We start from the raw sequence: 25,451 nt of genomic DNA on the forward strand, positions 1-25,451 counted from the left end.
CCCGGCAGGTGCGGACGTGTCACCGGACGATGGATCGCAGCAGACGCAGGGCCACCGACAGCGATGAGATGTCGTCCTTCTCGAGCAGATTCACCTCGGCGAACATGTTCGAGGCCCGCCGCAGCTGTTCGGCATTCTGTTCCTGCCAGACGCGTAAGCGCTCACCGGCATCCCTGTCCTTCAGATCGGCCGACGCCCGCATCACGGCGACGCAGATGTCCGCGGTCGTGGAATACAGATCGTCCCGCAACGCCGCCCGGGCGAGCGCCTGCCAGCGATCCGTCCGCGGCAGCTTCGTGATTCGCTGCAGGAGGTTGTCGACCTCGAACCGGTCGTACACCGCGTAGTAGACCTTCGCGATGGCCTCCACCGGTTCGTCGATGCGCCGGGTGCTGTGGGCGATGTCGAGGAGGGCGAACGATTCGAACTGTTCGGCCCAGTGCCTGCCGAGCTCTTCGGGCAGCTCCCACTCGGACGCGATCTCCATGCCCTCGCGTGCGCGCTCCTGGTCGTTGCCCTGCAGGTACTGCGAGAGATGATCGAGGAAGGGCGCGATCAGCGGCTTGAAGGCGGCGATGTCCTCGTCCACCGAGGTCCCTCTGGCCACATGGTTCACGAACCAGCGGACGCCCCGGTCCAGCAGTCGGCGCAGATCGAGGTAGACCGTGGTCCAGCGGTCGGTCGGGAAGTCCGCCGGCAGGGCGGCGAGCGCCTCCACGGTCTCGTCGAGCGAGTAGATCTCCCGCAGCGCCACGAACGCACGGGCGACGACGGACTCGGGGACCGAGGTCTCCTCCATGACCCGGAAGGCGAAGGTGATTCCACCGAGATTGATGATGTCGTTGGCGACGACGGTCGAGATGATCTCCCGGCGCAGCGGATGCGTGTCGAGCAGATCGTCGAAGCGCTCCACGATCTGGCGAGGGAAGTAGCGCCGCAGCGTGCCCTTGAAGTAGGGGTCGTCGGCAAGGTCCGAGGCAGTGAGCACGCGGCTCAGCTCGATCTTCGCGTACGCTGCCAGCACGGCGAGCTCGGGTGAGGTGAGTCCCTGCCCGGCCTCGACCCGCTTCCGGAGCTCCGCCGTCGTCGGCAGCGCCTCGAGGGTACGATCCAGATCGACCGTCCTCTCCAGCCAGTCGATCATCCGTTCGTAGCTGGGGCTGAACTCGATCACCTGCCGGCGGTCGTTGAGCAGCAGGATGTTCTGGTCGATGTTGTCCTGCAGCACGAGGTCGCCGACCTCGTCCGTCATCGAGTGCAGGAACTCCGCGCGCTCCTCGGGCTGCAGCCGGCCGGCTCGCACCATGCGGTCGACGAAGATCTTGATGTTGACCTCGTAGTCCGAGCAGTCCACACCGGCACTGTTGTCGATCGCATCGGTATTGAGGATGACGCCGGACAGCGCCGCCTCGATCCGGCCCCGCTGGGTCATGCCCAGATTCCCGCCCTCGCCGACGACCCGGACGCGTAGCTCGCCTCCATTGACGCGGATGGCGTCGTTGGCCCTGTCTCCGACCTGGGCGTTCGTCTCCTCGGCAGCCTTCACGTAGGTGCCGATCCCGCCGTTGTAGAGCAGATCCGCCGGAGCGCGCAGGATGGCACGCAGCAGCTCGGGCGGGCTCAGCTTCGTCACGGACTCCTCGAGTCCCAGGACCTTGCGCACCTCGGCTGAGACGGGGACCGACTTCGCCTGCCGCGGGTAGACGCCCCCACCCTGGCTGATCAGACCGGTGTCGTAGTCCTCCCAGCTCGATCTCGGGAGGTCGAACAGTCGGCGTCGCTCGGTGAAGGACGTCTCGGGGTCCGGGTCAGGATCGAGGAAGATGTGGCGGTGGTCGAAGGCTGCGAGCAGGCGGATGTGCCTGGACCGGAGCATGCCGTTGCCGAAGACGTCCCCGCTCATATCGCCCACGCCGACGACGGTGAAGTCCTCGGTCTGGGTGTCGACGTCGAACTCGCTGAAGTGACGCTTCACGGATTCCCAGGCTCCGCGGGCCGTGATGGCCATGGCCTTGTGGTCGTAGCCCACGGATCCTCCGGAGGCGAAGGCATCACCGAGCCAGAAGTCGTACTCCGCGGACAGCTCGTTGGCGATGTCCGAGAAGGAGGCCGTGCCCTTGTCGGCGGCGACGACCAGGTAGGAGTCGTCGTCGTCGTGGCGCACCACACGCGCCGGCGGCACGATGGACTCGGTGGTGCCGTTGGTGACCACGTTGTCCGTGATGTCCAGCAGTCCCCGGATGAAGGTACGGTAGCTCGCCTGGCCCTCGGCCAGCCACGCCTGCCGGTCGACGGTGGGATCGGGCAGTTGCTTGGCGAAGAATCCGCCCTTGGCCCCGGTGGGGACGATGACGGCGTTCTTCACGGTCTGCGCCTTCACGAGCCCGAGCACTTCCGTCCGGAAGTCCTCCCGGCGGTCGGACCAGCGCAGGCCTCCACGGGCCACTTTCCCGAACCGCAGATGGACGCCTTCGAGCTGAGGCGAGTAGACCCAGATCTCGAACTTGGGGCGCGGGAAGGGAGCGCCCTCGATGCGTTCGGTGGCGAACTTGAGACTCACGTGCCGCTTGCCCTGGAAGTAGTTCGTGCGCAGGCTCGCCTCGATGAGGTTCATGAGGGTGCGCAGGACCCGATCGGCGTCGAGAGTGGGTACGTCCTCGAGTGCGGCGTCCAGCGCGGCCCGTGCCGTGTCGGAGGCTGCACCCCGGTCCCCGTCGAGATCGGGATCGAAGCGCGCAGTGAACAGTGCGATCAGGCCCCGGGCCACCACCGGGTTCCTCAGCAGCGTCTCCGCGACGAAGTCGTAGGAGTTGGTGCTGCCCAGCTGGCGGATGTATTTGGCGTAGGCGCGCAGGATCAGCACCTGCCGCCATCCGAGTTCCTCGCTCAGCACCAGCCGGTCGAGCGGATCCGACTCGCTGTCGCCGAGCACTGCGGCACGGAACGCCTCCTGGAGCAGGGACGCCGTCCCGAGCGGTGAGACGCCGTCCGGGTAGCTCAGGCCGAGGTCGTAGAGGAAGAACGAGCGACCGTCGGACCGCGTCACCTCGAACGGACGCTCGTCCAGGACCTCGAGACCGAGGTTGTGGAAGTAGGGCAGGATCTGCGTGAGGCTCCTGGCCTCGGTGACGTACAGCAACAGGCGTGCATCCTGCGCAGCCGCCGGCGTCGAGCCCTCAGGAACGTAGACATTGAGCAGCGGTGCGGACGACTCCGTACCCGCGAGCTCCTCGAAGCGGGCGATGTCGTCGAGCGCGTCCTCCACCTCGTAGGCGACGCGATAGCTCGGAGGGAAGGCCTCCGCCCAGAGCGCGGCGAGCGACTCGGCGGTATCCTGCTCGAAGCGCTGCTGGGCGACCTCGAGGATGCCCTCGGACCAGGAACGGGCCGCATGCACCAGCCGCTTCTCGAGCTCGTCGGCATCGAGCCCGGGAATCTCGTTGCCGCGCTGCAGCCGGATCCGGAAGAACAGGCGGGCGAGTGCGGACTCGCTCAGGCGCGCCTCGAAATCGATGGAATCGGCGTTGAAGGCGGCGCGCAGCTCGTCCTCGATCCGCAACCGCACACTCGTGGTGTACCGGTCGCGCGGCAGATAGACGAGGGCCGACATGAACCGCCCGTAGATGTCCGGACGCAGGAACAACCGCGTACGCCGGCGCTCCTGCAGCCGCAGGATCCCGAGCGCAGTGGCCAGCAGATCCGGCACCTCGATCTGGAAGAGCTCGTCCCGCGGGTAGGTCTCCAGGATGGAGAGCAGATCCTTCCCCGAGTGGGAGTCCGAGGGGAAGCCGCAGAGCCGCAGCACCTCCGCGACCTTGTCGCGGACCAGGGGAACCTCGCGGACCGAACTCGTGTAGGCACTCGTCGCGAACAGACCGATGAAGCGCCGTTCCCCGTCGACATTGCCCTGTGCGTCGAAACTCTTGATCCCGATGTAGTCGAGGTACGCGGCCCGATGCACCGTCGAGCGGGAGTTGGCCTTGGTGATCACGAGCGCCTGGCGCTCACGAGCCTTCGCCCGTCCCGCGTCGGTAAGCTGCTGCAGGGATCCGCCGGCGCTTCCGTGCCGGAGCAGCCCCAGTCCGCTTCCGTCGCGAACGCGCAATGCGTCGGCCCCGCCCTCGTCCGTCACGAGGTCGTACTCCTTGTAGCCGAGGAAGGTGAAGTTCCCGTCCTCGAGCCACGTCAGGAGCTCCTGCGCCTGCTGCAGATCAGGGATGTCATCTCCGGCGATCGTGCTCAGTGATGCGACGACCGAGCCGACCTTGCCGCGCATCGCAGCCCAGTCGTCGACCGCGGAGCGGACGTCTCCGAGCACGCGGAGCAGACCGGCCTCGACCTCCTGCTTCGCCGCGGCATCGGCCAGGCGGGAGACCTCGACCGAGATCCAGGACTCGATCCGCGCGTCGCGATGCTCCTGGCCGTTCGACGCCGCCGTGAGGGGATGCGCCGCAGTATCGCCGCTCGAGGTACCCGCCGTCGAGGGAACGCGTTCGAGGGCGGTCAGCGCCTGGCTCGGTCCGGTGCGCGTCACGAGGAACGTCGGGTGGACCACGAGCCGGATCGCCGCATCCTGGCGGACAAGTTCCGCCGTGACCGAATCGACCAGGAAGGGCATGTCGTCGGTGACGATCATGACGATGCTCGAGGTGCGCTGGTCCAGGATGTCGATCACCGCCGTGCCGGGCTCCCGGGTCTCCGCGAGTTCCCGGTGCGCCAGCGCCCACCGCGCCAGATCGGTCGACTCGTAGGCGAGAGCATCCTCACCGGCGAGGTTCTCGAAGTAGTTCTCTACGAATTCCTCCCCTGACGTGTCCGAGAGTGACTGATCCTTTGTCCGGGATCCAGACGACATGGGGAGGGCCTCCGTTGTGAAAGGACAGGCCGCTCCGTCGCAGCCTCTTCTCCGCGAAGCCTAGCGGTGTTGCCCGAAAACTTCACGTCGCGGAGCCCGCACGGATCGTTGACGCCGCCGGTCGGAGACGGGTACGTCGGCAAGGTCCGCGATCGCCCGGCGCAGCGGCGAGGAGGCCGCGGTCTCGAGGAGGGCGGTCCCTGCCAGCAGAGCCTGATCCGCCGCTGCATGATCCACGGGCAGGAAGGCTGCGATGCCCGACGCGGGGCCGAAGCGCGCCCACGCCTCCCTCAGCTGGGACTCAGGAGAGCGCCCCACTGCAGCGGCCCTGACCCTGTTGAACACCACGCGGGGCGCGGTCGTGGGAACGATCTCCACGAGCTCTGTCAGAGCCTTGACCAGGCGGGGAACACCGATCGCATCGGCGCCACCCACCGCGACGACGTCGTCGGCGAGTTCGAGGCATCGCAGGGTGGCCCCGTTGCGTCGCGGCGCCAGAGTGTCGAAGCTCAGCTCCTCGTCCGCCTCGAGGCAGAACCCGCAGTCGATGATCGTGACCCCGGCGAGCGCGCGGGCGGCGCCGGGAACATGACTCAGGGCGGCCGGGCGAACCTCGGGCCACCGGTCCGCCCTCGTGATACCGGTCAGGACCCGCAACCGACCTCCCCTGATCGCGATGCTCACCGCGATGCGGTCGAGTGCAGCAGCGGTGAAGCCGCCCTGGTCCGCGATCCGGCAGGCCTGGGCGAGCCCGGCGGATTCATCGAGCAGTCCGAGCGAGGGTCCGATACTCGCGGCATAGGTATCGGCGTCCACGAGCAGGACCGAGGTCCCGGCGGCAGCGAGTTCGGCTGCCATGTTGATCGCCACGATCGTCCGCCCAGGGCTGCCCATCGGGCCCCAGACGGCGATGACCCGCCCCGCACCGGGGGGATCATCGCCCTCCGGAGACCGAGGGGCAGCTGCCACCACGGTCTCCGGCAGGTCCAGGGGATCGGCGTAGGCGAGGGAACCGCGGGGGCGGGAGTCCTCCGCGTCGAATCGTTCGACGGCCAGCGACACCGCATCGGCGAGCGCTGCCGGTGCGACGTTGCGATCCACGTAGGCGATCCCCTCGAGGCCAGGCGGCTCGGGTTCCGGCGCATCGTCCGCGAGGGCGACGACGACGACGCCGGCGAAGCGCAGCCTGGTGACGAGGGAGACGGTGAGTTCGGTCGCGCCCGGGGCGAGGATGGCAGCACGGGCGAGTCCGCTCTGGCATGCCGCGATGAGTTCGGCCACGTCGTCGCAGCGCCGTACGACGGTGACGGGGCCCCGGAGCTGCTCCAGGCCCGGCACGAACGCACTCGCTGCGGCACCGAGTGTGACGACCGGGATGCTCATGAGCCGGCACCGAGATTGAGCACGACGGCGATCCGGGCGTCGTTGGACAGGGCGTCGAGCAGGTCCGGCATCGCGGCGTCCTCGACGAGTACCTGGACGAGGGTGGACGAACTGGCTCCGAGTGCGGATTCTCCCTCTGTGAGTTCGGCGACCTCTGCTGCCTCCAGCAGCAGCCGGGGCTCCTCGAAGCTGTTGGTGTCCGTGCGCGCCGAGACCCAGACGTCGACGCGGTCTCCTGGGCCGGTTCCCGAGGGCAGCGGGTCCTCCACCGTCAGCCCCACCGGCTTGCGGTTCAGCTCGTCGCGCCGTCCGAGCGCGGCTGCCGGAAGGAGCTCTCCTTCCGCGACGAGCCTGGTGAGCACCGCGCCGTCGGGAATACCCTCGCTGACCGGGAGATAGGAGCCGCCCGAATCACCGAGCCGCACGGGGACCGCCACGAGGTCCTCGGGTGTCAGCGCCGACCCGACGGCGATGTCCCTGCGGGCCGAGTACACCTCGGCGGTGGTGTTCTGGCTCTCCAGGAGTGCGATGACACCGGCTGTGGAGGCCAGCACCAGCAGGATCCCGATGAGCAGCCGTGGATCCTTCCACGAGGGCTTCCTCAGGCGCGGCGCCTGGGCGGGCTGGGTGGTCCGCGTATCGGTGCTCACTGTCGTCCCCCGTCGGGCCGGTGGCACCGGCGTAGAGTGCCTCTCCTCCGCCATTGTTGTGTACGGCGGCCCCGATGGGAACCTCCCGAGCCCGCATAGGACCGAACTGTGGAAATCCGCGGCGATGGGGGTCGACAGTGGCAGACTGATGGCGTGACGGAACCGGCAGGAAGGGCGGGGTGATGGTCGAGCGACGCTTTCTCACTCTCGCCGACGTGGGCGAGGTGCTCAACATCAGCTCGTCGCAGACCTACGCGCTCGTACGCTCCGGCGAATTGCCGGCCATCCAGGTGGGCGGGCGCGGTCAGTGGCGGGTGGAGACGCGTGTGCTCGAGGAGTACATTGCCAGGGCCTACGAGAAGACGGCGTCGGGTCTGCGCAACGACGCCGGCAGCCCACCGGTCGGCTGAGCAGGTCTCCTCCTCACCCGCTCGAACCCGCGGAATCGATGGTGTCGACGGCCGGGAAGGGCACTGTCACGACATCACGATCCCTCACCGACCTCTCATCCCCGGAGGAGAAAAGACCCAGGTCGAGGAAGTCCGCACCGACGCGGTCGATGACCCCTGTGTAGCGTGCCGACGGCGTCACCAGCCACACGGCGACCTGCGCCCTGTCGCGCGACAGGGCGCGTAGCGCAGAGCCCAGCCCCAGCCGGGCTCCGACTCCGCTCAGCGGAGGACCGACGCTCCTGCCCAGTCCCCGCAGACTGCTCAGGGACGACAGCGGCACCAGGACCGACCGACCCTCTGCGAGGACCGCGATCCATGCCGCCCCGACGGTCGTCAGCGTCCCGGTGAGAGACCTGCCCCCTCGGGTGACCAGACCCACGTCTCCGCCACGGTGTCCGCTCAGGCGGTGGACGAGTGTCTGACGCGACTGCTCGGCCCGGGTACGCTCCCGGATCTCGCTCTCCTGCTGCGCGCTCGTCGCCGACGCGAGTTGCGATTCCAGGTCGTCGAACAGGGCATCCCAGCGCATGAGCCCACGATAGGCACCACCCGTGGACCGGTCAACGACACGGTGACCGGTACGTGGTTTCGGATAGCCCTCTGGACAAACGCAGTCAAACTGCATCAAACTGAATCAAAAGCTCTCAAAGGCTTCTGTGGACCGAGAGGGACGCCGATGAACAAGAATGCGGATGCAGTGCAGGCAGGCCTGATCCTCGGGTGCGGCGCGGTGATGCTCGCGGCGGGGTACTCGCTCGAAGTGCGCTCGGCAGCGTCCGGCGTGGAGACTGTCCTCGCCGTCGGCCTCTCTCTGGTGGGCCTGACCGTCGTCGGACTGTGGTTCCTGGCCCTGCTGAGCGCGATCGTCATCGAGGTGCTGGGGAGGCGGGGCCCGGGACCGGCGCCGGCCTGGGCCGTGCGCTGGACGCCCGTGCTGATGCGGCGTCTCGCCGTCGCCCTCCTCGGAGCGAACGTCCTCGCCGTGCCCGCCGTGGCGCAGGCCGCACCGGATCATGCCGGTGTAAGCGGCACCAACGGGATGACCAGTGTCGCCGTGCTCCTCCCGGCGATGGAGTCCGGCACCGCGGTATCGCTGCGGGCCACCACCCGATCGGAACCCCCGACCGTCAGCGGAGCGCCGGACACCGCCGGATCGCCCTACTGGGAGCCCGAGGGCGCGGTGACGACGGACCTCCCAGCACCCGCTGGACCGACACCGACTCCAGCACAGGCACCGGAGCGCACACCGGCTCCGGCACCGGCGGCGCAGCCCACGCCCGCGACGCCGCCATCCGGCGCAGGCTGGGCGCCGTCACCCGTACCGGCCGACGGCGGACCACTGGTGCGCGCCGAGACACGGAACCCACTGGGAGCCACGGACGTCGTGGTCGCGCCGGGCGATTCGCTGTGGTCCATCGTCGCCGCCCGGCTCGGGCCGCTCGCCACCGACGCCGACGTAGCGGCCACCTGGCCGTCCTGGTACGAGGCGAACAGCTCGATCATCGGTCCTGATCCGTGCCTCCTGCTGCCGGGTCAGGTCCTCAGCGAGCCCTCCTAGTCCCGTCGTCGCAGGAACTTGCTCACCCCCGAGAGGAACCCGCATGTCAGGCATCACCCAGCTCCGCCAGACCAGCACCGACCAGCTCGCCGAGGCAAGCGGAGCTCCGCGCCCCGTGCTTCCCTCGCCACGGCACCAGGTGTCCGGGGGCCCGGCATCGGTGAGCGAGCTGCGACCGCCGAAGGAGACGGATGAGTACAGCACGGCGACGGTCACCGGTACTTCGCCGGCGCCCCTGGTAACCGATGCGGAGGACGTCCGGCGCATGGCCGGCATCGCACGGTCGGTGGCCCAGGGTGCCCTCGAAGTACTCGCGGGTACCCGACCTCTCCAGCAGTTGGCACGGTGGCTCGACCCCGAGAACTACGAGCGCCTGCAGTTGCGGACGAATCTGGTCCGCTGCATCCACCCTCCCGTCGCCCTTGGAGGGTCGGCCCGGGTGAGTACTCCACGCCACATCGTGATCCGCTCGGTGCGCGTCTGCCAGGTCAGCGCCGAAGCCTACGAGGCTGCCGTGGTGGCATTCGACCAGAAACGGGTCCGCGCCATCGCTCTTCGGATAGAGCGACGGCGCGGGACGTGGCGGATCACCGCCCTGGAGATCGGCTGAGCTACTTCCTCCTGGCCCTCCGGGCCCTGGTCGGCGCGGGAGCCGGCCTGCCCTCGGCCCGCTCCACCTGCACCTCGGCCTCACCCTGCGCGTTGGGCGCGATGAAGTTCAGGGTGGCGGGCTTGGCCGGAGCGTCGAGCCCGGCGGCCCTGATCGACGGTGCCTGCACCAGATTCCGCCCGTCGGTGACACCCGGCAGCCCTGTCTGCACCGGTGCGGCGACCTCCACCTCCAGGTTGAACAGGTACCCGATGCTCTCCTCGCGGATCGATTCCATCATGGCCTGGAAGAGGATGAAGCCCTCACGCTGGTACTCGACGAGGGGATCACGCTGCGCCATCGCGCGCAGCCCGATCCCCTCCTTCAGATAGTCCATCTCGTAGAGGTGCTCCTGCCACTTGCGCCCGATGACCGACAGGACGACGCGCCGTTCGAGTTCGCGCATCGACTGCTCCCCGAGTGCTTCCTCCCGGGCCCGATAGGCGAGTCTGGCGTCGGAGAGGATCTCGGTGTGCAGGAAGTCCCTGGTGAGCCGTGATTTCCCGCCGGCCTCCTCGATCACCTCGGCCGAGGTGATGGAGATCGGGTAGAGGGTCTTCAGGTTCGACCACAGGAGGTCGTAGTCCCAGTCGTCGCCGTGACCCTGCGCCGTTGCCTCGTCGACCATGGCGGTGATCACGTCCTCGAGGAAGAACCCGATCTTCTCCTGGAGATCGCCGCCTTCGAGAATGCGGCGGCGATCACCGTAGATCGCCTCGCGCTGCCGGTTCAGCACGTCGTCGTACTTCAGGACGTTCTTGCGCTGCTCGGCATTGCGGCCCTCGACCTGGCCCTGGGCGTTCTCGATGGCCTTCGAGACCAGCTTCGACTCGAGGGCCACGTCGTCGGGCATCGTGGAGCTGTTCATGATGCGCTCCGCCCCGCCGGAGTTGAACAGGCGCATCAGGTCGTCGGTGAGCGAGAGGTAGAACCGGGAACGTCCCGGATCCCCCTGCCGTCCGGAACGACCCCGCAGCTGGTTGTCGATCCGTCGTGATTCGTGGCGTTCGGTCCCGAGGACGTAGAGGCCGCCGAGGTCGCGGACCTCCTGCTGCTCGGCCTTCACGGCCTCCTTCGCCGCCTCCAGCGCTCCGGGCCATCTGGCCTCGTACACTTCTGCGTCCCGCTCCGGATCGAGGCCCAGCTTCTCGAGAGCGGCGACGGCGTTGAACTCCGCATTGCCGCCGAGCATGATGTCGGTGCCTCGACCGGCCATGTTCGTCGCCACGGTGATGGCACCCTTTCGCCCGGCCTGGGCGACGATGGCGGCCTCACGCGCGTTGTTCTTCGCGTTGAGGACCTCATGGCGCACGCCTGCCTTGGCGAGCTGCTTCGAGAGGTATTCGCTCTTCTCGACGCTGGTCGTGCCGACCAGGACGGGTTGCCCCGTCTCGCTGTGCTCGAGGATGTCCTTGACCACCGCGTCGAACTTGGCGACCTCGTTCTTGTAGATGAGGTCGGAGAGGTCCTTGCGGATCAGCTCCCGGTTCGTCGGGATGGGCACGACGCCGATCTTGTAGGTGGACATGAATTCCGCCGCTTCGGTCTCGGCGGTGCCGGTCATGCCCGAGAGTTTGTCGTAGAGGCGGAAGTAGTTCTGGAGGGTGATCGTGGCGAGGGTCTGGTTCTCGGCCTTGATCTCCACCCCCTCCTTCGCCTCGATGGCCTGGTGCATGCCCTCGTTGTAGCGGCGGCCGGCGAGGATGCGGCCGGTGTGCTCGTCGACGATCATGACCTCGCCGTTGAGCACCACGTAGTCCTTGTCCTTCTTGAACAGTTCCTTGGCCTTGATCGCGTTGTTCAGGAACCCGATCAGGGGGGTGTTCGCGGACTCGTAGAGATTGTGGATGCCGAGGTAGTCCTCGACCTTCTCGATCCCGTCCTCGAGCACACCCACGGTGCGCTTCTTCTCGTCCACCTCGTAGTCGACGTCGACGGAGAGCTTCTGCACCACCTTGGCGAACTCGTTGTACCAGCGGTTGACGTCGCCCGAGGCCTGCCCGCTGATGATCAGCGGGGTCCTGGCCTCGTCGATGAGGATCGAGTCGACCTCGTCGACGACGGCGAAATTGTGGCCGCGCTGCACCAGTTCCGCGGAGGTCCAGGCCATGTTGTCGCGCAGGTAGTCGAAGCCGAACTCGTTGTTCGTCCCGTAGGTGATGTCGGCCGCGTACTGTTCACGGCGCGTCGCCGGATCCTGCTTGGAGAGGATGCAGCCGCTGGTGAGCCCGAGGAAGCGGTAGACACGGCCCATGAGGTCGGACTGGTACTCGGCCAGGTAGTCATTGACGGTGATGACGTGAACGCCCTTGCCGCTGAGTGCGTTCAGGTAGGCGGGAGCCGTGGCGACCAGCGTCTTTCCCTCGCCGGTCTTCATCTCCGCGATGTTGCCCAGGTGCAGGGCTGCACCGCCCATCAGCTGGACGTCGAAGTGGCGCAGGCCCAGGGTTCTGCTCGAGGCCTCCCGCACGGCGGCGAAGGCTTCGGGGAGCAGATCGTCCAGCGAGGCGCCGTCGGCGAGCCGCTTCTTGAGACGGTCGGTCTCACCGCGCAGCTCTGCGTCGGACATCTCGCGGAATTCGTCCTCGAGGACGTTGATCGCGTCGGCATAGTTCCGGAGTCGTTTCAGTGTCTTCTTATCGCCGGTCCGAAGTACTCGTTCAAGAAGTGATGGCACTGGTCTCTGCTCCCAATCTGCTGCTGCCCGAGGATGGCGTGTCTAGTCTACTTGGACGACCGGATCCGCTCGTCGGTTCCCGGTTGCCGGCAAGCGCCGGGGGATCCCCCTCGGCTCAGGTTAGCCTGCCCACCTCCGGGGCGAGGGCGGGGGCCAGCTCGCCGCGGTCCTCGACGACGACGTCGTCCAGCTGCAGCCAGCCCGCCAGGAGGCGTAGCTCGTGCGCGAGTTCGGCCGCCGTGGAGGTCGGCGCTCCCGGTTCGGCATGGCTGCTGCGCACGACCAGCCGCCCCGCTGTGCGGTCCGCCTTGAGATCCACCCTTGCGGCGACGGCGTCACCGAGGAGGAAGGGCAGCACGTAGTAGCCGTGGACCCGGTGCGCAGCAGGGGTGTAGATCTCGATGCGGTAGTGGACCCCGAAGAGGCGCTGGAGCCGGTCCCGGTCGAAGACGAGCGAGTCGAAGGGGCTCACAAGAGCCCTCCCCCGCGCCTGCCGCGGAACAGTGGCCGCAGGATGCAGGTACCAGGGCTCGGCCCCCCGGTCCACGCTCACCTTCTCGAGCGCACCGGAGACCACGAGGAGCTCCAGCGCCTCGCGCGTCTGCCGTACCGGCGTCCTGAAGTAGTCCGCGATGGAGCGGGCAGGACCGACGCCGAGCGCCCTGGCGGCCCGCTCCGCCAGCACCATCAGTGCATCCGTCCCGCCGACCTCCTGGGTGGCGAGTGCGGGGTCGGGCAGGACCGCGGAGATGGGCGCGTAGCGGCGCTCGAACTGGGCGGTGCGCCCCGCTGAACCGATCACACCACGCGCGAAGAGGTCCTCCAGCACGCGCTTCACACCCGTCCAGCGCCAGCCCCAGCCCTCGGCAGGACGATCGGGCTCCGCCCCGAGGAGGCGCTGGGTGGCCGAAGCCGTCAGGGGACCGGCACGGCCGAGGAGCTCGAGGACTCCGGATTCCAGGGCCCTGCGCTGCTCGTCCGGCAGGTTCCCCGCACCCATCCAGGTGCGTCGTTGCCAGGCGCGCAGGTACGGGAACAGTTCGGGCAGCACCAGGGACGCCTCGTGCGCCCAGTACTCCACGAGCCTCCTCGGTGCCCGCGACGACAGTCCGTCCAGGAGCGCGGGATCGTACGCGCCGAGCCGGGAGAACACGGGCAGGTAGTGGGAGCGGGTCAGGACGTTCACGGAGTCGAGCTGAAGAAGCTGCAACCGCTGGAGGACGGTGGTGATCCTGCGGCGGGTCGGAGCGGACTCCGCTCTCGGCAGGTGCAGCCCCTGGGCGGCCAGAAGAGTACGCCGGGCCTGGGCGGTGGTGAGATTCGGCATGGTCTCCTGCACGGGACTGCCCCCGCGCCCGGGCGCGGGGGCAGTCCCGTGGATCGTTGGATGCTCGTCCAGCCGGAGGTCCGGCCGCAGGGCTGCTGCTAGGCGTTGGCCTCCTGCTCGGCACGGTAGGCCAGGAGCTCCTCCTGATCCGATGCCGCCGGACCCTCGGAATCGAGCGTGATCACTCCGTAGGTCCACCCCTGCCTCCGGTAGACCACCGAGGCGGCTCCCGTGTCGGAGTCGACGAAGAGGTAGAAGTCGTGGCCCACGAGTTCCATGTTGTCGACGGCGTCGTCGAGTGTCATGGGGGTCCCGGAGAAGACCTTCCGCCGGATGAGCACGGGTGAGTCGCCGGCTGGGACGTCGTCCGGGGAGGAGTACGGATCACTGTCCTCGACCCGGGCGGCCGCCTCGTCCGATCCCTGCGCCGAAGCCTGGGTCTCCAGGTAGATCGGCTGGGTGGGATCGGCCGGCTCGAGACCGGCCGTCGCTGCGCGGACGGCGAGCGGGGTATGGCGCCCGTGATGGACCTTCCGGCGGTCCCGAGCCCGACGCAGGCGCTCGAGGAGCTTGGCGTAGGCGAGATCGAAGGCGGCGAACTTGTCCGACGCCGACGCCTCGGCCCGGACGATCGGACCTCTGCAGATGACGGTCAGTTCGACCGTGAGCGAGGTCTCCGCCATGCGGGCATTGGGTTCCTTGGTGATCTTCGCCTCGACGCGCTGCACCTTGTCGCCGAGCTGCTCTATCTTGTCGATCTTCTCCGTCGCGTACTCACGGAAACGATCCGATACTGCAAGGTTCCGGCCATTGATCTCGAACTCCATGGTGCCCTCCACATCGCTAGGTGACACAACGGCGACCGCGCGGTGTGCTGAGCCGCCGCCGACGGGTACGCGTCGTTTCTGAGGTTGTACCCATGCCTCACCGTAGTTCACCCGGGTCTTTTATTCACCCATATTCGACCCATGACCACCGCAGGATGTCGCTGGTGATCCACAGCGGGCATCGACGCATTTCACGCCGGCCTCACCCGGGCCCGCGGGCGCGTCCCTCGGGAGGGGCGGTCGCCGCGATCACGACGGCACCGAGCACCCGTGCGCCGTTCGCCACCAGGACGCGGTGCACCTCCGAGATGGTCGCGCCTGTTGTGAGGACGTCGTCGACGACGATGCAGTTCCGTCCGGCCAGGACGTCCCGGCCCCGCCGTGTCGTGTCCATCGAGTGCAGCACACTGGCCCTGCGCTGCCGCCGTCCCAGACCTTTCTGACCACCTCTGCCGGGCAGGGACGCCGTCAGGAGGGTGCGGGCGGAGAGCCGTCCGCCACTGCGCAGCAGCCACGCGAGCCGCCCGAACGGGCGATGCCGCACGAGCGGTCCGAGCTCCGTACCGGCCGGCAACGCCGCGCTGCGCCGCAGGTGCGACAGCAGAAGCATCACCGGGTCGTAGCCGCGACGCCGGCGCGAGGAGGACCGCGTGGGCACGGGAACGAGGAGGACCTCGTCGTTCTCCGCGACGGCGTCCCGTGCAGCCGCGTGCAGCGCTGCGGCCAGTGCTCTGGCCGCAGGATCCGCGAGATCGACATGCCCGTGATTCTTGTAGGCGAGCAGGACTGCCGCCACGACGGGTCCGTAGCGGCCCGCGGCGACGACGGGCAGGGCCCCGAAGCTCACCTCCGCCGGGTCTCCTGCTCCACGGGGATCCCGCGCCCGCCGCACGTCGGGCAGGGATAGAGCGCCTGCCTCGGCCCGGAAGGCCCGCGCGGTATCCCTTCTGAACCGGGCGAGGCATGCCGGACACAGGGACGAGTCCCACGCGCCGCACACCACGCACGAGGCAGGCAGGACCAGGGCGCAGAAGCCGGAGACCGCCCTGGCCAGACGCTGGACGGGACGACTGAAGAACACGACGTCGAGGGTGCGACGCAGGGATGAAGCGCTGGGATCCACTCTCCCACCACAGCATCGGTCGTTCGTCCGCGCCCCCGCCCAGCAGGCCTATGTGGACACAGCTACCCCGGGAACGCGGGGTCGATGACATCGATCTGCTCGTCCACCCAGCTGTTGCCGATACGCCGGTACAGTGTGCTGTCGACCTGCGCGTAGAACATGTCCTCGGCGTCCGTACCCGCACTGATGCCCAGGACGCCGTCGAGCGTGGCCATGGACTCCCGCTCGCCGTTCAGGTGAAGCACCACGGGCTCCGCTCGCGTCGTCGCCCCGAGAGCGGAGGCGACGATCGTGCTCTGCCCCGCCCATTTCGCGGTGTCGACGTCGACGTCGACGGGAAGACTCAGCGGCGGCGTCAGGGTCTGGGGGACGCCGTCGGGGGATCGGGTGATGCCGCTGACGAGCACCTCCGGGGTATCACCGCGCTCGGTGACCACCAGCGCCCGTGCTCCGTCGCGGGAGATCCGCAGCTCCCTGACCTCCCGTTCGCCGAGCCAGCTGACGGTCAGCACCGCGGCGTCCTCCTCCGACCCGCCGGGAGGTATCGCGATGACCTCGCCACGGCCGTCCGCGTTCCTGGCGGTCCAGACCCAGTTCTCGGTGTCGAAGGACGGCTGCGTGAACGCATCGCCGACGGCGATCCTGCGTGCCTCACTGCCCGGGACCGCGATGTAGAGGGCCTTCCGCGTCACGTTCACGAAGGCATAGGCCTCGCCCGAGACGACGGTCGCCGGGTCTCGCGGTTCGAGGGAGGCCACGGACGGCAGATCCTCGATGGGGGCGCTCTCCCCGTTGCGCACGGCGACCAGTTCGCCCCCCGCGACGGCGACCTGCACGGTGCCCACGTCGGGTGAGAGCTCGGGGACCACGAGATCCGGTGCCGGCGGTCCCAGCTCGATGGGCTGGTCCGTGGTCATCTCGACCGAGGTGACGTCGTTGAGGTTCAGCAGATTCACCTGGAGTTGCTGGTTCATCTGCTGCAGGCTCAGGTTCGTGGCGTTCTCCAGGACCTGCGGCGAAAGCTCCACCGTCGCCGTCCCGGAGGTGATGGGCACCGAGTCCCTGGCCAGGGTCACACCCTCGGGGAAGGCACTCGTGACGGATCCCTGGAGATAAGGTGCAGGCCCTGCCAGCATGGCCGCCACGACCCGCGCGGTCACTCCCGTGCGCCGGACGAACCAGCGTGCGTCGGGCACCCAGTACCGGTAGTCGCTGCTGTAGAAGGAGAGATTGTGGGAGAGCAGCAGATCCTGCGCACTGCTCTGGGCCAGCATGATCCCGTCCGGGATGTCGTCGATCCGCCATTCGCCGTCCACCTGGACGAGCCGGACACTCATGGCCTCCGTCGCCGGAACCACGGTGTCGGTCCGGACTCCCCTGGCGTCGACGATTCCCGTGGTCTCGAGCTGGATCCGGTAGACCCCTTCACCCTCCCGCTCCTCCACGCGGGGATCCGACCGGAACAGCACGATCCGCTCCTCGGGCCGCCAGGTCTCCTGCAGCTCCGGTGTCAGATACTGGCGGGCGACACTGTAGCCATCGCTCGCGCCGGTGCCGGCGGTGATGAAATCCAGGAGGATCCGCGCCGGGCTCGCACCGGGCGCCGGACCTTGGGGATCGAACACCAGTCCGACGTCGCCGGACTCGTCGTCGGAGGCGGAGATGACCCCCACCGGACCCTGCGTCGGGATGGCGGTGCAGCCCGTCAGGACGAGGAGTGCGGCGAGCAGCACACCGATGACACCGCTCCTTCGGGGCGGTGGGATCCTCCCGTCACCCGGGCCCCGCCGATCAGCCGTCGTCGTGCTACTGCGCTTCACTGTTCTCCCCCACTCCGAGCATCGCAGGTTCTGCCCCGATCGGCGCTTCGGCGTCCACCGATGAAGCCCTCGCGCCGGGCGGCAGGGCGACGGGCGAGGACGTCAGCTCGATGCCCTGATTCCGCGGCAGGGTCAGGCGGAAGCACGAGCCCTCACCCGGCATCCCCCATGCCTGCAGCCAGGCCCGGTGCAGGCGGGCGTCCTCGGTGGCGATGGACAGTCCGAGTCCGCTGCCACCGGTGGTCCGGGCCCGGGCGGTGTCCGCCCGCCAGAATCGGTCGAACACGCGTGAGGCCTGCTCCGGGGTCATGCCGATACCGTGGTCCCGCACGGCGACCGCCACAGCCTCAGAATTGGCATCGACAATGATGTCCACGGGCTTCGCCTCGCCGTGCTCGAGCGCATTGACGATCAGATTGCGCAGGATCCTGTCGATCCTCCGGGCATCGGCGTCGACGATGCAGCTCGCTTCGGTGGAGCTGATCCTCACCTCCGAGCCGAGGCGTTCGGCCAGGGGCCGGGCGCCGTCGACGGCGTGGTGCACGAGCTGCACGATGTCGACGGACTCCGCTTCCAGCGTCGCCGCACCGGCGTCGAACCGGGAGATCTCGAGGAGATCCGCGAGCAGGGCCTGGAAGCGTTCGACCTGGTCGAACAGGATCTCCGCGGACCGCTTGTTGATCGGATCGAAGTCCTCCCGGGAGTCGTGCAGTACCTCTGCGGCCATCCGCACCGTGGTCAGCGGCGTCCTCAATTCGTGGGAGACGTCCGAGACGAAGCGCTGCTGCATCTGCGACAGCTGCGCCAGCTGGTTGATCTGGTCCTGCAGGCTGCCTGCCATGTGGTTGAACGAGACACCCAGACGGGCCACCTCGTCCTCGCCGCTGACCTCCATGCGCTCCTGCAGCTCCCCTGCCGCGAGCTTCTCGGACACCGACGCCGCATAGCTCACGGGACGGACCACGCTGCGCGTGACGTACCAGGCGATCGCGGCGATCATCATCAGGAGGATCAACCCGGAGATCCCCAGCACCCGCTGGATGTAGTCCAGCGTCTCCTGCATGGTCGACAGATCGTAGTAGACGTAGAGCGCGTACGGGGTCTGTTCCGGCGGAAGTGCCACCTGGGTGCCGAACGCGATGCCCGGGGCATCGATCTCACCCCGCTCGGTCACCGGGATCAGGATCGGGGACCAGTAGATGTCCTCGCCGTCCGCCACCGCCGCCTGCAGATCCGCCGGGAGCATGCCCGCCGTCGCCCCGTTCTGGCTGGACGTCGTCGGTATCACGATCTCCTCGCCCGAGATCGGGGCGAGGATCGCCTGGCGCGGGGAGTCCGTGTCGCTGCCGACGAGGGCGGTGACGGAGTCGACCACCAGGCGATTGATGGTGTCCCGATCGGTCGCGGAGGAATCGCGGAAGACGGCCTTGTACTCGGTGAGCTGATCCGTGGCCTCGGCGCTGAACTGGTCGAAGCGCTGGTCGTAGAGCGCCGCGGCGATCTGGGTGGACAGGAACCCGCCCACCGCGACCGACGCCGCCGAGGTCAGCAGCACCGTGGCCACGACCGTACGGAACTGCAACGACCGGCGCCAGTGGGCCGCAACCCTCCGCAGGACCCGCTTCAGCCTCACGGAGGCGTCGTCGATCCGCTGCCTCGTGGCGCGCGCGGCAACACCACCAGCAGCAGAAGCATCCCCCGGAGCAGCTGCCGGTGGTGGTGCGGCGACCTGCGAGGGCGCGGCGCCGCCGTCCAGGTCAGCCCTGACCGGCCCGGTACCCGACACCACGCACCGTCAGGACGATCTCGGGCGCCTCGGGGTCACGCTCGATCTTCGACCGCAGGCGCTGCACATGGACGTTCACGAGCCGGGTATCGGCGGCATGCCGGTACCCCCACACCTGTTCGAGGAGCAGCTCGCGGGTGAAGACCTTCCAGGGTTCGCGGGCCAGGGCGACCAGCAGGTCGAACTCCAGCGGCGTGAGCGAGATCCGCTCTCCCGCACGGGTGACCTCGTGACCGGCGACGTCGATGCTCACATCCCTGATGCGCACCGTCTCGGGCGCCTTCGACTCGGTCGGCCGCAGCCGTGCCCGCACGCGGGCGACGAGCTCGGCGGGTTTGAAGGGTTTGGGCACGTAGTCGTCCGCGCCCGATTCGAGACCCCGGACGACGTCGGACGTGTCCGACTTCGCCGTCAGCATCACGATCGGCACGTCGGACTCGGCGCGGATGCGGCGACACACCTCGATCCCGTCCATCCCCGGCAGCATCAGGTCGAGCAGGACGATGTCCGGGTTGCTCGAACGGAAGATCTCCAGTGCAGCCGAGCCATCCGAACAGAACACCGGGTCGAAGCCGTCGTTGCGGAGAACGATGCCGATCATCTCGGACAGGGCTTCGTCGTCATCGACGACCAGTATGCGCGCCTTCATGCCTCAATAGTGTCGTATCGACGGGGCAAAGTCCCAACAGCACCGCGCGCGGTGGTACGGGGCACACGAGTCATCCGGCGCGCCGGGATCCGGAGGGCACCGCTGCCGGGACGGGGGCTCACGCCTATGATGCAGGAGGGGACGCGTGCTCCGCCTCCCGCACGATCGACCGAGGGAATGCACATGAGTGAACCGGACAACGGCCAGCCTGCTCCTTCGCCCTGGCAGGCTCCGGGCCAGGGCTGGAACCAGCAGGTGCCGCCGGGCGGCGCCGGACCGGCACCCGGAGCACCCGGAGCATCCGGAGCACCCGGACGGTTCAATTCTCCGGTCTACCCTCCCGCGCCGATGTACCAGGCACCTCCGAAGCCCGGGGTGATCCCCCTGCGACCGCTGGGTCTGGGTGAGCTCCTCGACGGCGCGTTCCAGGCCTGCCGCAGGAATCCCCTGGCCACCTTCGGGGTCGCGATCCTCCTGGAGGCGATCGTCGCCGTCGTCGTCATCGTGCTGTTCGGCAGCCTCGGTTCCTCCCTGGATGTCCTCGATACGGCCGACCCGAGCACCGAGAGCGTCATCGGTGCTCTGGCCACCGTGGGTGCGGTGACCTCCGTCTGGGGAATCGTCTCCGCCGCGGCCCTGCTGTTCCTGCAGGGAATCCTGGTCATCCCGGTCTCCCGCGCCATCGTCAACCAGAAGACCTCCTTCGGCCAGGCCTGGCGTCTGTCCCGGCCGCGCCTGCTGCCGCTGCTCGGCTTCGGCCTGCTCACCTTCGCAGCGACCGGTATCGGCCTGCTCCTGCTCGTGGGGATCGTCGTCCTGGCGATCACGGGGCTCGGTACCGATTCGGCGCTGATCATCGTGCCCCTGACGCTCGGCGCGACCGTGGTCCTCGTCTGGGTGAGCATGAAGCTCGTCGTCGCGCCGGCCGCCCTGATGCTCGAGGGCACCGGACCCTGGACGTCCATCAAGCGCTCGTGGGTGCTGACGCGCGGCAACTGGTGGCGGACCTTCGGCATCGTGCTGCTGATGAGCGTGATCGTCTCGGTCATCAGCTCCGTCATCGCCACCCCGCTCACGTTCGCCGTCGGCCTGCTGATCGGCTTCACCTCCGACCCGGGCGCCGCGCCGGACGCGCTGGACTCCCTTCCCCTCCTTGCCGCGACGCAGGCCGTCACCGCCCTCTTCACCGCGGTCGGGTACGCGTTCCAGGCAGGTGTGACCGCGCTGCTCTATGTCGATCTGCGCATCAGGAGGGAAGGGTTCGACGTCGTCCTGATGCGCGAGCACGAGAGCGCGGGCGCCACGCCGACGGATGTCATCCCGGGTGGCACGGCCTCGTTCGGACACCAGCCGCAGGACCCGATGTGACCGTCGCCCGAGCGGAGCCACCCACCGCAGCGCCGGGAAGGACGTGAGCATCACAGCTCTCGTCTCCCCGGTACCCGATGCCGACGAGGCGCGCCGGATACTCGAGGAGGAGCTCTCGAAATCCGTCTACGTGGAGGCCCGGCCGAATCTGCTCGAACGGATCATCTCCGACATCCTGCGCGCCGCCGGGCGGTTCATCGACGGTCTCGGGGGCCTCGGGCCGGGAGCGGGAACGCTCGTCCTGGCTCTCGGAGCAGCAGTCGTCGTCGTCCTCGCCATCGTCCTGACCAGGCCGCGCTCCACCGCACGGGGCCCGCGCCGGGAACAGGGGGTGTTCGACGGCGGAGCACGGCTCTCAGCGGCCGACCACCGGAACCGGTCCTCGGTCCTCGCGGCGGACGGCGACTGGAACGGCGCCCTTGCCGAACTCCTGAGGGCCATCATCCGGTCGGCGGAGGAACGGGTCCTGCTGGACGAGCAGCCGGGCAGGACGGCGTCGGAGGCAGCGGTGCAGCTCGGCGGGGTCTTCCCCTCGGCAGCGGCCGAGATCTCCTGGCTCGCGGAGCTGTTCAACGAGACCCGTTACGGGCGCGGCGCCGCCTCGCACGCGCAGTACGAGCGGGTGGCGGCCCTGGAGGCCCGGCTCTCCGCCGCGCAGCCGGCACGCACCGGACCCCCCGCGACACCGGCGGCGCCGCGATGACCACCGGGAGCAGGCACCCTGCCGCGCAGGTGGCCGCCCGCACCCCGGCGGCCGGGCCGCGCGGCGGGGGCGAGGTCATGGGCGACGGCAGGAGTGCGCTGGCGACGGTGCGCTCCCGGCTCTGGCGGGCACGTCCGCTGCTGGTGGGCGCGGTGGTCCTGCTGATCATCGTGGTGCTCACGCTCCTGTCCGGGACCGGGGACGACGACGCGCCCCTGTCTCCCGGCAACGCAGGGCCGGAGGGAGCGCGCGCCGTGGCCGAGGTCCTCGCTGCACAGGGTGTCGAGATCCGGCGACCCGCATCCTACGAGGAGGCGGATGCGCTCCTCGGGGAGGGGCCGGCCACACTGTTCCTGAACGATCCGCAGCAGTACCTCAGCGCGACGCAGCTCACCGAACTCGGGACGGCGGCGGATCGCGCGGTGCTGGCCGCACCCGGTGAGCGCCAGTTGAGCGCTCTGCCGGGCGGGTTCGACCTGGTCGGCCCACTGCCCTTCGACCCGGGCGGCGATGCACCTCCCCCGAGCGCGCAGTGCGAGGACTCCGGTGCCGTGGCCGCCGGAACCATCACCGCGACCGGCACCGCCTACTCCGGGCCCGTCACCTGCTTCCCGGAAACCATCGAGGACCTCTCCGGCGGCCTGTACGTCACGAGTGCCGACGGAGCAGTAGCGGTCCTCGGCGCGCCGACCATCCTGGCCAACCGGTCGATCACCGATGAGGGCAACGCCGCCCTCGCCCTTGCGAGCCTGGGCTCGTCCCCCACGCTCGTCTGGTTCGAGCCCACCGCGGCCGACGTCGTCGCCGTCGGCGAGGGCATCGATCCGCTGACCCTGCTGCCCGGCTGGGTCGACGTCCTGCTCGTGTGGCTCCTCGTCTGCGGGATCCTCGCCATGATCTGGCGGGGGCGGAGGATGGGGCCCCTGGCCACGGAGCCGCTGCCCGTCCTGGTCCACGCAGCGGAGACCGCCGAGGGGCGGGCGCGCCTGTACCAGGACTCCGACGCCGTCGCCCATGCCGCCGCCAATCTCAGGGCGGCCACCCTGGTGCGCCTCGCCCGGCACCTGCGGCTCGACCGCTCGGCCACCGCTCCCGAGATCCTCGACGCTGCGGCGCGGCAGGGTGGGCGCTCCCGCTCCGAGCTCGCGGAGCGCCTGCTGGAGAACACACCGACCACGAACCGCGAGCTCGTACCCTGGGCGCAGGAGCTGCTCGACCTCGAGAAGGAGATCACCTCGACATGAACCACACCGACCGCATTCAGGACGCAGCGGATCAGGCGAGCGCGGACGGCGACGCCGCACGGGCCGCCCTCCTGCGGGTACGCGCAGAGGTCGGCAAATCGATCGTGGGCCAGGATGCCGCCGTGACGGGCCTGCTCATCGGCCTGCTCGCCGGCGGTCACGTCCTGCTCGAGGGCGTCCCGGGCGTCGCCAAGACCCTGCTCGTACGCACGCTGGCCACGGCTCTGGAGCTGGAGACCGGGCGCGTGCAGTTCACGCCCGATCTGATGCCCGGTGACATCACGGGCTCGCTGATCTACGAGTCGAAGACCTCGGAGTTCACCTTCAGGGAGGGTCCCGTCTTCACGAACATCCTGCTCGCGGACGAGATCAACCGTACCCCGCCGAAGACGCAGGCCTCCCTGCTGGAGGCGATGGAGGAGAGACAGGTCTCCGTGGACGGTGTCTCCCGGCCCCTGCCATCGCCGTTCATGGTCGCAGCCACGCAGAACCCGGTGGAGTACGAGGGCACCTATCCCCTGCCCGAGGCCCAGCTCGACCGCTTCCTCCTCAAACTGACCCTCCCGCTCCCCGGGCGCGACGACGAGATCGAGGTGATCCGCCGTCACAGCGTCGGCTTCGATCCCCGTGATCTCCGGGCTGCGGGGGTGCATGCCGTGGCGGACGCCGCGGATCTCGGGCAGGCCCGGGCTGCCGTGGCAGGTGTGTCCATCGCCCCGGAGGTGCTCGCGTACATCGTCGACCTGGTCCGCGCCACACGGTCCTCACCGTCCTTCCAGCTCGGTGTCTCGCCGCGCGGCGCCACGGCCCTGCTGAACACCGCGCGTGCGTGGGCCTGGCTCTCCGGGCGGTCCTTCGTGACGCCCGACGACGTCAAGGCCCTCACCCTGCCCGCCCTGCGGCACCGCGTGGCACTGAGGCCGGAAGCACAGATGGACGGCGTCGACGCCGACGACGTGCTCGGCAGCATCCTCGCCACCGTCCCCGTGCCACGCTGACCCCACCCCGAACCGCACATCTACCCACGGCAGCACCCGAAAGGAGCATCGTGGTCATCACCGGCCGCCTCGTCCTGCTGGCGCTGCTCGGCGTCGTGCCCGTCATCGCGTATCCGGGTACCACCTCGATCCTGCTCTGGGCGCTGCTGCTGGCCGTGCTGGCAGGGCTCGATCTGGCCCTCGCTGCCTCCCCGCGCCGCCTGGGCATCAGCCGCACCCTGCCCGAGAGCGTCCGTCTGGGCGAGGACAGCGCGAGCACGCTCGTGCTCCGCAACGACGCGTCCCGGCGCATGCGCGCCACCGTCCGCGAGGCGTGGCAGCCCTCCGCCGGTGCGCAGGACCCGGAGCAGTCCCTCGACCTGCCCGCCGGCGAGGCCCGCCGCCGGAGCGTGCACCTGCGCCCCGTACGCCGCGGCATCCTGCGCGTGGACACCATCACCGTCCGCAGCGCCGGCCCGCTCGGTCTCGCGGCGCGGCAGCTCACCGTGGAGGCACCCGGCGTGCTGAGGGTGCTTCCCCCGTTCAACTCCAGGCGTCACCTGCCCTCGAAGCTGCGCAGACTGCGCGAGCTCGACGGGCGCTCCGCCGTCCAGATCAGGGGTGCCGGCACCGAGTTCGATTCCCTGCGTGACTACGTCCGCGGCGACGACGTGAGGTCCATCGACTGGCGTGCCACCGCCCGCCGCCGCGACACCGTGGTGCGCACGTGGCGCCCGGAGCGGGACCGGCACGTCGTCGTCGTGCTCGACACCTCACGCACCTCCGCGGCCCGGATCCTCGACGAGCCGCGGCTGGACACAGGCATCGAGGCCGCCCTGCTGCTGTCGGTGCTCGCGGAGCGCGGCGGTGACAAGGTGCATTTCCTCGCCTTCGACCGCCGGGTCCGCGCACGGGTGGACTCCACGGCCAAGGGCAATCTGCTCGGGTCCCTCGTGAGCGCCATGGCCCCGCTGGAGCCGGAGCTGATCGAGGCGGACTTCTCGCGTGTTGCCGCGCAGGTACGGGCAGCCTCCGCGCACCGGTCCCTGGTGGTCCTGCTGACGGCGCTCGACGCCGGTGCCGTGGAGGAGGGGCTGCTGCCGGCGCTTCCCAGCCTCACCGAGCGCCACGTCGTCGTCGTCGCCTCCGTTCGCGATCCGCAGCTGGAGGACCTGCGTGCCGACAGGTCCACGGCGTCGGCCACCTTCCGTGCCGCCGCCGCCGAACGCGCACTACTGGACCGCGCCGCCATCACGGCGCAGATCCGGCTCCTCGGCGCCGAGGTCGTGGACGCAGTGCCTGCGGAGCTGCCGCCCAGGCTCGCCGATGCCTACATCCGGCTTAAGGCCGCGGGCCGGTTGTGAGGGGCTTCGACTACTCCTCCACCGCTGTCCGTCCGGACC

Annotated in this window: 19 protein-coding genes; 8 read left to right on the plus strand and 11 right to left on the minus strand. The window is 69.2% G+C overall.

Annotation, left to right across the window (positions count from 1 at the left end; translation table 11 throughout):
• Positions 1-19: 19 nt before the first annotated feature.
• Genes E8P82_RS10015 through E8P82_RS10025 form a run of 3 tightly spaced genes read right to left on the minus strand, consistent with a single transcriptional unit; the run spans position 20 to position 6,888 of the window.
• Entirely contained in the window at positions 20-4,855 is a 4,836-nt protein-coding gene (locus E8P82_RS10015; RefSeq protein WP_136454574.1) for an NAD-glutamate dehydrogenase, read from the minus strand.
• A 60-nt stretch (positions 4,856-4,915) separates the two neighbouring features.
• Complete coding sequence (locus E8P82_RS10020; RefSeq protein ID WP_136454575.1) at positions 4,916-6,238, minus strand: CpaE/TadZ family protein; 1,323 nt, start codon at positions 6,236-6,238, stop codon at positions 4,916-4,918.
• The gene (locus tag E8P82_RS10025; protein ID WP_136454577.1) at positions 6,235-6,888 is read right to left on the minus strand and encodes an SAF domain-containing protein; all 654 of its coding nucleotides are present in this window, start codon (positions 6,886-6,888) and stop codon (positions 6,235-6,237) included. Before E8P82_RS10025 ends, E8P82_RS10020 begins: the two co-directional genes overlap by 4 nt.
• Before the next feature lie 182 nt (positions 6,889-7,070).
• Here E8P82_RS10025 and E8P82_RS10030 point away from each other — a divergent pair, with 182 nt between their 5' ends.
• The gene (locus E8P82_RS10030) at positions 7,071-7,298 is read left to right on the plus strand and encodes a helix-turn-helix domain-containing protein (protein WP_136454578.1); all 228 of its coding nucleotides are present in this window, start codon (positions 7,071-7,073) and stop codon (positions 7,296-7,298) included.
• A gap of 13 nt (positions 7,299-7,311) precedes the next feature.
• Here the strand turns inward: E8P82_RS10030 and E8P82_RS10035 are convergent, their stop codons facing one another.
• The gene (locus E8P82_RS10035) at positions 7,312-7,869 is read right to left on the minus strand and encodes a hypothetical protein (protein WP_136454580.1); all 558 of its coding nucleotides are present in this window, start codon (positions 7,867-7,869) and stop codon (positions 7,312-7,314) included.
• Between the two features lie 147 nt (positions 7,870-8,016).
• On the opposite strand from E8P82_RS10035, the gene E8P82_RS10040 reads away from it, so the two are divergent.
• Complete coding sequence (locus E8P82_RS10040) at positions 8,017-8,898, plus strand: LysM peptidoglycan-binding domain-containing protein (protein WP_136454581.1); 882 nt, start codon at positions 8,017-8,019, stop codon at positions 8,896-8,898.
• A gap of 43 nt (positions 8,899-8,941) precedes the next feature.
• Positions 8,942-9,508 carry an Rv3235 family protein gene (locus tag E8P82_RS10045; RefSeq protein WP_136454583.1) on the plus strand — a complete coding sequence of 189 codons (567 nt, stop codon included), beginning with the start codon at positions 8,942-8,944 and terminating at the stop codon, positions 9,506-9,508.
• 1 nt (position 9,509) lies between these two features.
• Here E8P82_RS10045 and secA read toward each other — a convergent pair whose 3' ends face one another.
• The 7 genes from secA to mtrA form a co-directional block, all read right to left on the minus strand.
• Positions 9,510-12,224 (minus strand): preprotein translocase subunit SecA, encoded by a 2,715-nt coding sequence (gene secA / locus E8P82_RS10050; RefSeq protein WP_136454585.1) that lies wholly within the window; start codon positions 12,222-12,224, stop codon positions 9,510-9,512.
• A 115-nt stretch (positions 12,225-12,339) separates the two neighbouring features.
• A complete protein-coding gene (locus tag E8P82_RS10055; protein WP_136454586.1) occupies positions 12,340-13,551 on the minus strand; it encodes a winged helix-turn-helix domain-containing protein in 1,212 nt (403 codons plus the stop codon).
• 98 nt (positions 13,552-13,649) lie between these two features.
• Complete coding sequence (gene hpf / locus E8P82_RS10060) at positions 13,650-14,378, minus strand: ribosome hibernation-promoting factor, HPF/YfiA family (protein WP_136454588.1); 729 nt, start codon at positions 14,376-14,378, stop codon at positions 13,650-13,652.
• 202 nt (positions 14,379-14,580) lie between these two features.
• Positions 14,581-15,501 (minus strand): ComF family protein, encoded by a 921-nt coding sequence (locus E8P82_RS10065; protein WP_246021213.1) that lies wholly within the window; start codon positions 15,499-15,501, stop codon positions 14,581-14,583.
• A gap of 62 nt (positions 15,502-15,563) precedes the next feature.
• Positions 15,564-17,321, minus strand: coding sequence for an LpqB family beta-propeller domain-containing protein (locus tag E8P82_RS10070; RefSeq protein ID WP_136454590.1), 1,758 nt, complete (start codon positions 17,319-17,321; stop codon positions 15,564-15,566).
• A complete protein-coding gene (gene mtrB, locus E8P82_RS10075) occupies positions 17,308-19,107 on the minus strand; it encodes an MtrAB system histidine kinase MtrB (protein ID WP_246021217.1) in 1,800 nt (599 codons plus the stop codon). Before mtrB ends, E8P82_RS10070 begins: the two co-directional genes overlap by 14 nt.
• Positions 19,079-19,756 (minus strand): MtrAB system response regulator MtrA, encoded by a 678-nt coding sequence (gene mtrA / locus E8P82_RS10080; RefSeq protein WP_136454591.1) that lies wholly within the window; start codon positions 19,754-19,756, stop codon positions 19,079-19,081. The genes mtrB and mtrA overlap by 29 nt, the downstream gene beginning before the upstream one ends.
• Positions 19,757-19,939: 183 nt before the next feature.
• Between mtrA and E8P82_RS10085 the strand changes: the two genes are divergently transcribed.
• From E8P82_RS10085 to E8P82_RS10105, 5 genes are read left to right on the plus strand one after another with little or no spacing between them, the layout of a single operon-like run.
• Complete coding sequence (locus tag E8P82_RS10085) at positions 19,940-21,124, plus strand: DUF7847 domain-containing protein (RefSeq protein WP_136454593.1); 1,185 nt, start codon at positions 19,940-19,942, stop codon at positions 21,122-21,124.
• A gap of 43 nt (positions 21,125-21,167) precedes the next feature.
• On the plus strand, positions 21,168-21,827 hold the full coding sequence (locus E8P82_RS10090; RefSeq protein ID WP_168796546.1) for a DUF4129 domain-containing protein: 660 nt from the start codon (positions 21,168-21,170) through the stop codon (positions 21,825-21,827).
• Positions 21,824-23,071, plus strand: coding sequence for a DUF4350 domain-containing protein (locus E8P82_RS10095; RefSeq protein ID WP_136454595.1), 1,248 nt, complete (start codon positions 21,824-21,826; stop codon positions 23,069-23,071). Before E8P82_RS10090 ends, E8P82_RS10095 begins: the two co-directional genes overlap by 4 nt.
• On the plus strand, positions 23,068-24,069 hold the full coding sequence (locus E8P82_RS10100; RefSeq protein WP_136454596.1) for an AAA family ATPase: 1,002 nt from the start codon (positions 23,068-23,070) through the stop codon (positions 24,067-24,069). Before E8P82_RS10095 ends, E8P82_RS10100 begins: the two co-directional genes overlap by 4 nt.
• A gap of 50 nt (positions 24,070-24,119) precedes the next feature.
• A complete protein-coding gene (locus E8P82_RS10105; protein ID WP_136454598.1) occupies positions 24,120-25,412 on the plus strand; it encodes a DUF58 domain-containing protein in 1,293 nt (430 codons plus the stop codon).
• The last annotated feature ends 39 nt before the right edge of the window (positions 25,413-25,451 follow it).

Origin of the sequence: Arthrobacter echini, from assembly GCF_004803505.1 — a bacterium.
Classification (GTDB): Bacteria; Actinomycetota; Actinomycetes; order Actinomycetales; family Micrococcaceae; genus Arthrobacter_D; species Arthrobacter_D echini.

What these genes read in the sequence shown, in the direction of transcription:
- E8P82_RS10015 (WP_136454574.1), bottom strand. Translation starts at nt 4,855, where the DNA reads ATGTCGTCTGGATCCCGGACAAAGGATCAGTCACTCTCGGACACGTCA.
- E8P82_RS10020 (WP_136454575.1), bottom strand. Translation starts at nt 6,238, where the DNA reads ATGAGCATCCCGGTCGTCACACTCGGTGCCGCAGCGAGTGCGTTCGTG.
- E8P82_RS10030 (WP_136454578.1), top strand. Translation starts at nt 7,071, where the DNA reads ATGGTCGAGCGACGCTTTCTCACTCTCGCCGACGTGGGCGAGGTGCTC.
- E8P82_RS10035 (WP_136454580.1), bottom strand. Translation starts at nt 7,869, where the DNA reads ATGCGCTGGGATGCCCTGTTCGACGACCTGGAATCGCAACTCGCGTCG.
- E8P82_RS10040 (WP_136454581.1), top strand. Translation starts at nt 8,017, where the DNA reads ATGAACAAGAATGCGGATGCAGTGCAGGCAGGCCTGATCCTCGGGTGC.
- E8P82_RS10045 (WP_136454583.1), top strand. Translation starts at nt 8,942, where the DNA reads ATGTCAGGCATCACCCAGCTCCGCCAGACCAGCACCGACCAGCTCGCC.
- E8P82_RS10055 (WP_136454586.1), bottom strand. Translation starts at nt 13,551, where the DNA reads ATGCCGAATCTCACCACCGCCCAGGCCCGGCGTACTCTTCTGGCCGCC.
- hpf (WP_136454588.1), bottom strand. Translation starts at nt 14,378, where the DNA reads ATGGAGTTCGAGATCAATGGCCGGAACCTTGCAGTATCGGATCGTTTC.
- mtrA (WP_136454591.1), bottom strand. Translation starts at nt 19,756, where the DNA reads ATGAAGGCGCGCATACTGGTCGTCGATGACGACGAAGCCCTGTCCGAG.
- E8P82_RS10085 (WP_136454593.1), top strand. Translation starts at nt 19,940, where the DNA reads ATGAGTGAACCGGACAACGGCCAGCCTGCTCCTTCGCCCTGGCAGGCT.
- E8P82_RS10095 (WP_136454595.1), top strand. Translation starts at nt 21,824, where the DNA reads ATGACCACCGGGAGCAGGCACCCTGCCGCGCAGGTGGCCGCCCGCACC.
- E8P82_RS10100 (WP_136454596.1), top strand. Translation starts at nt 23,068, where the DNA reads ATGAACCACACCGACCGCATTCAGGACGCAGCGGATCAGGCGAGCGCG.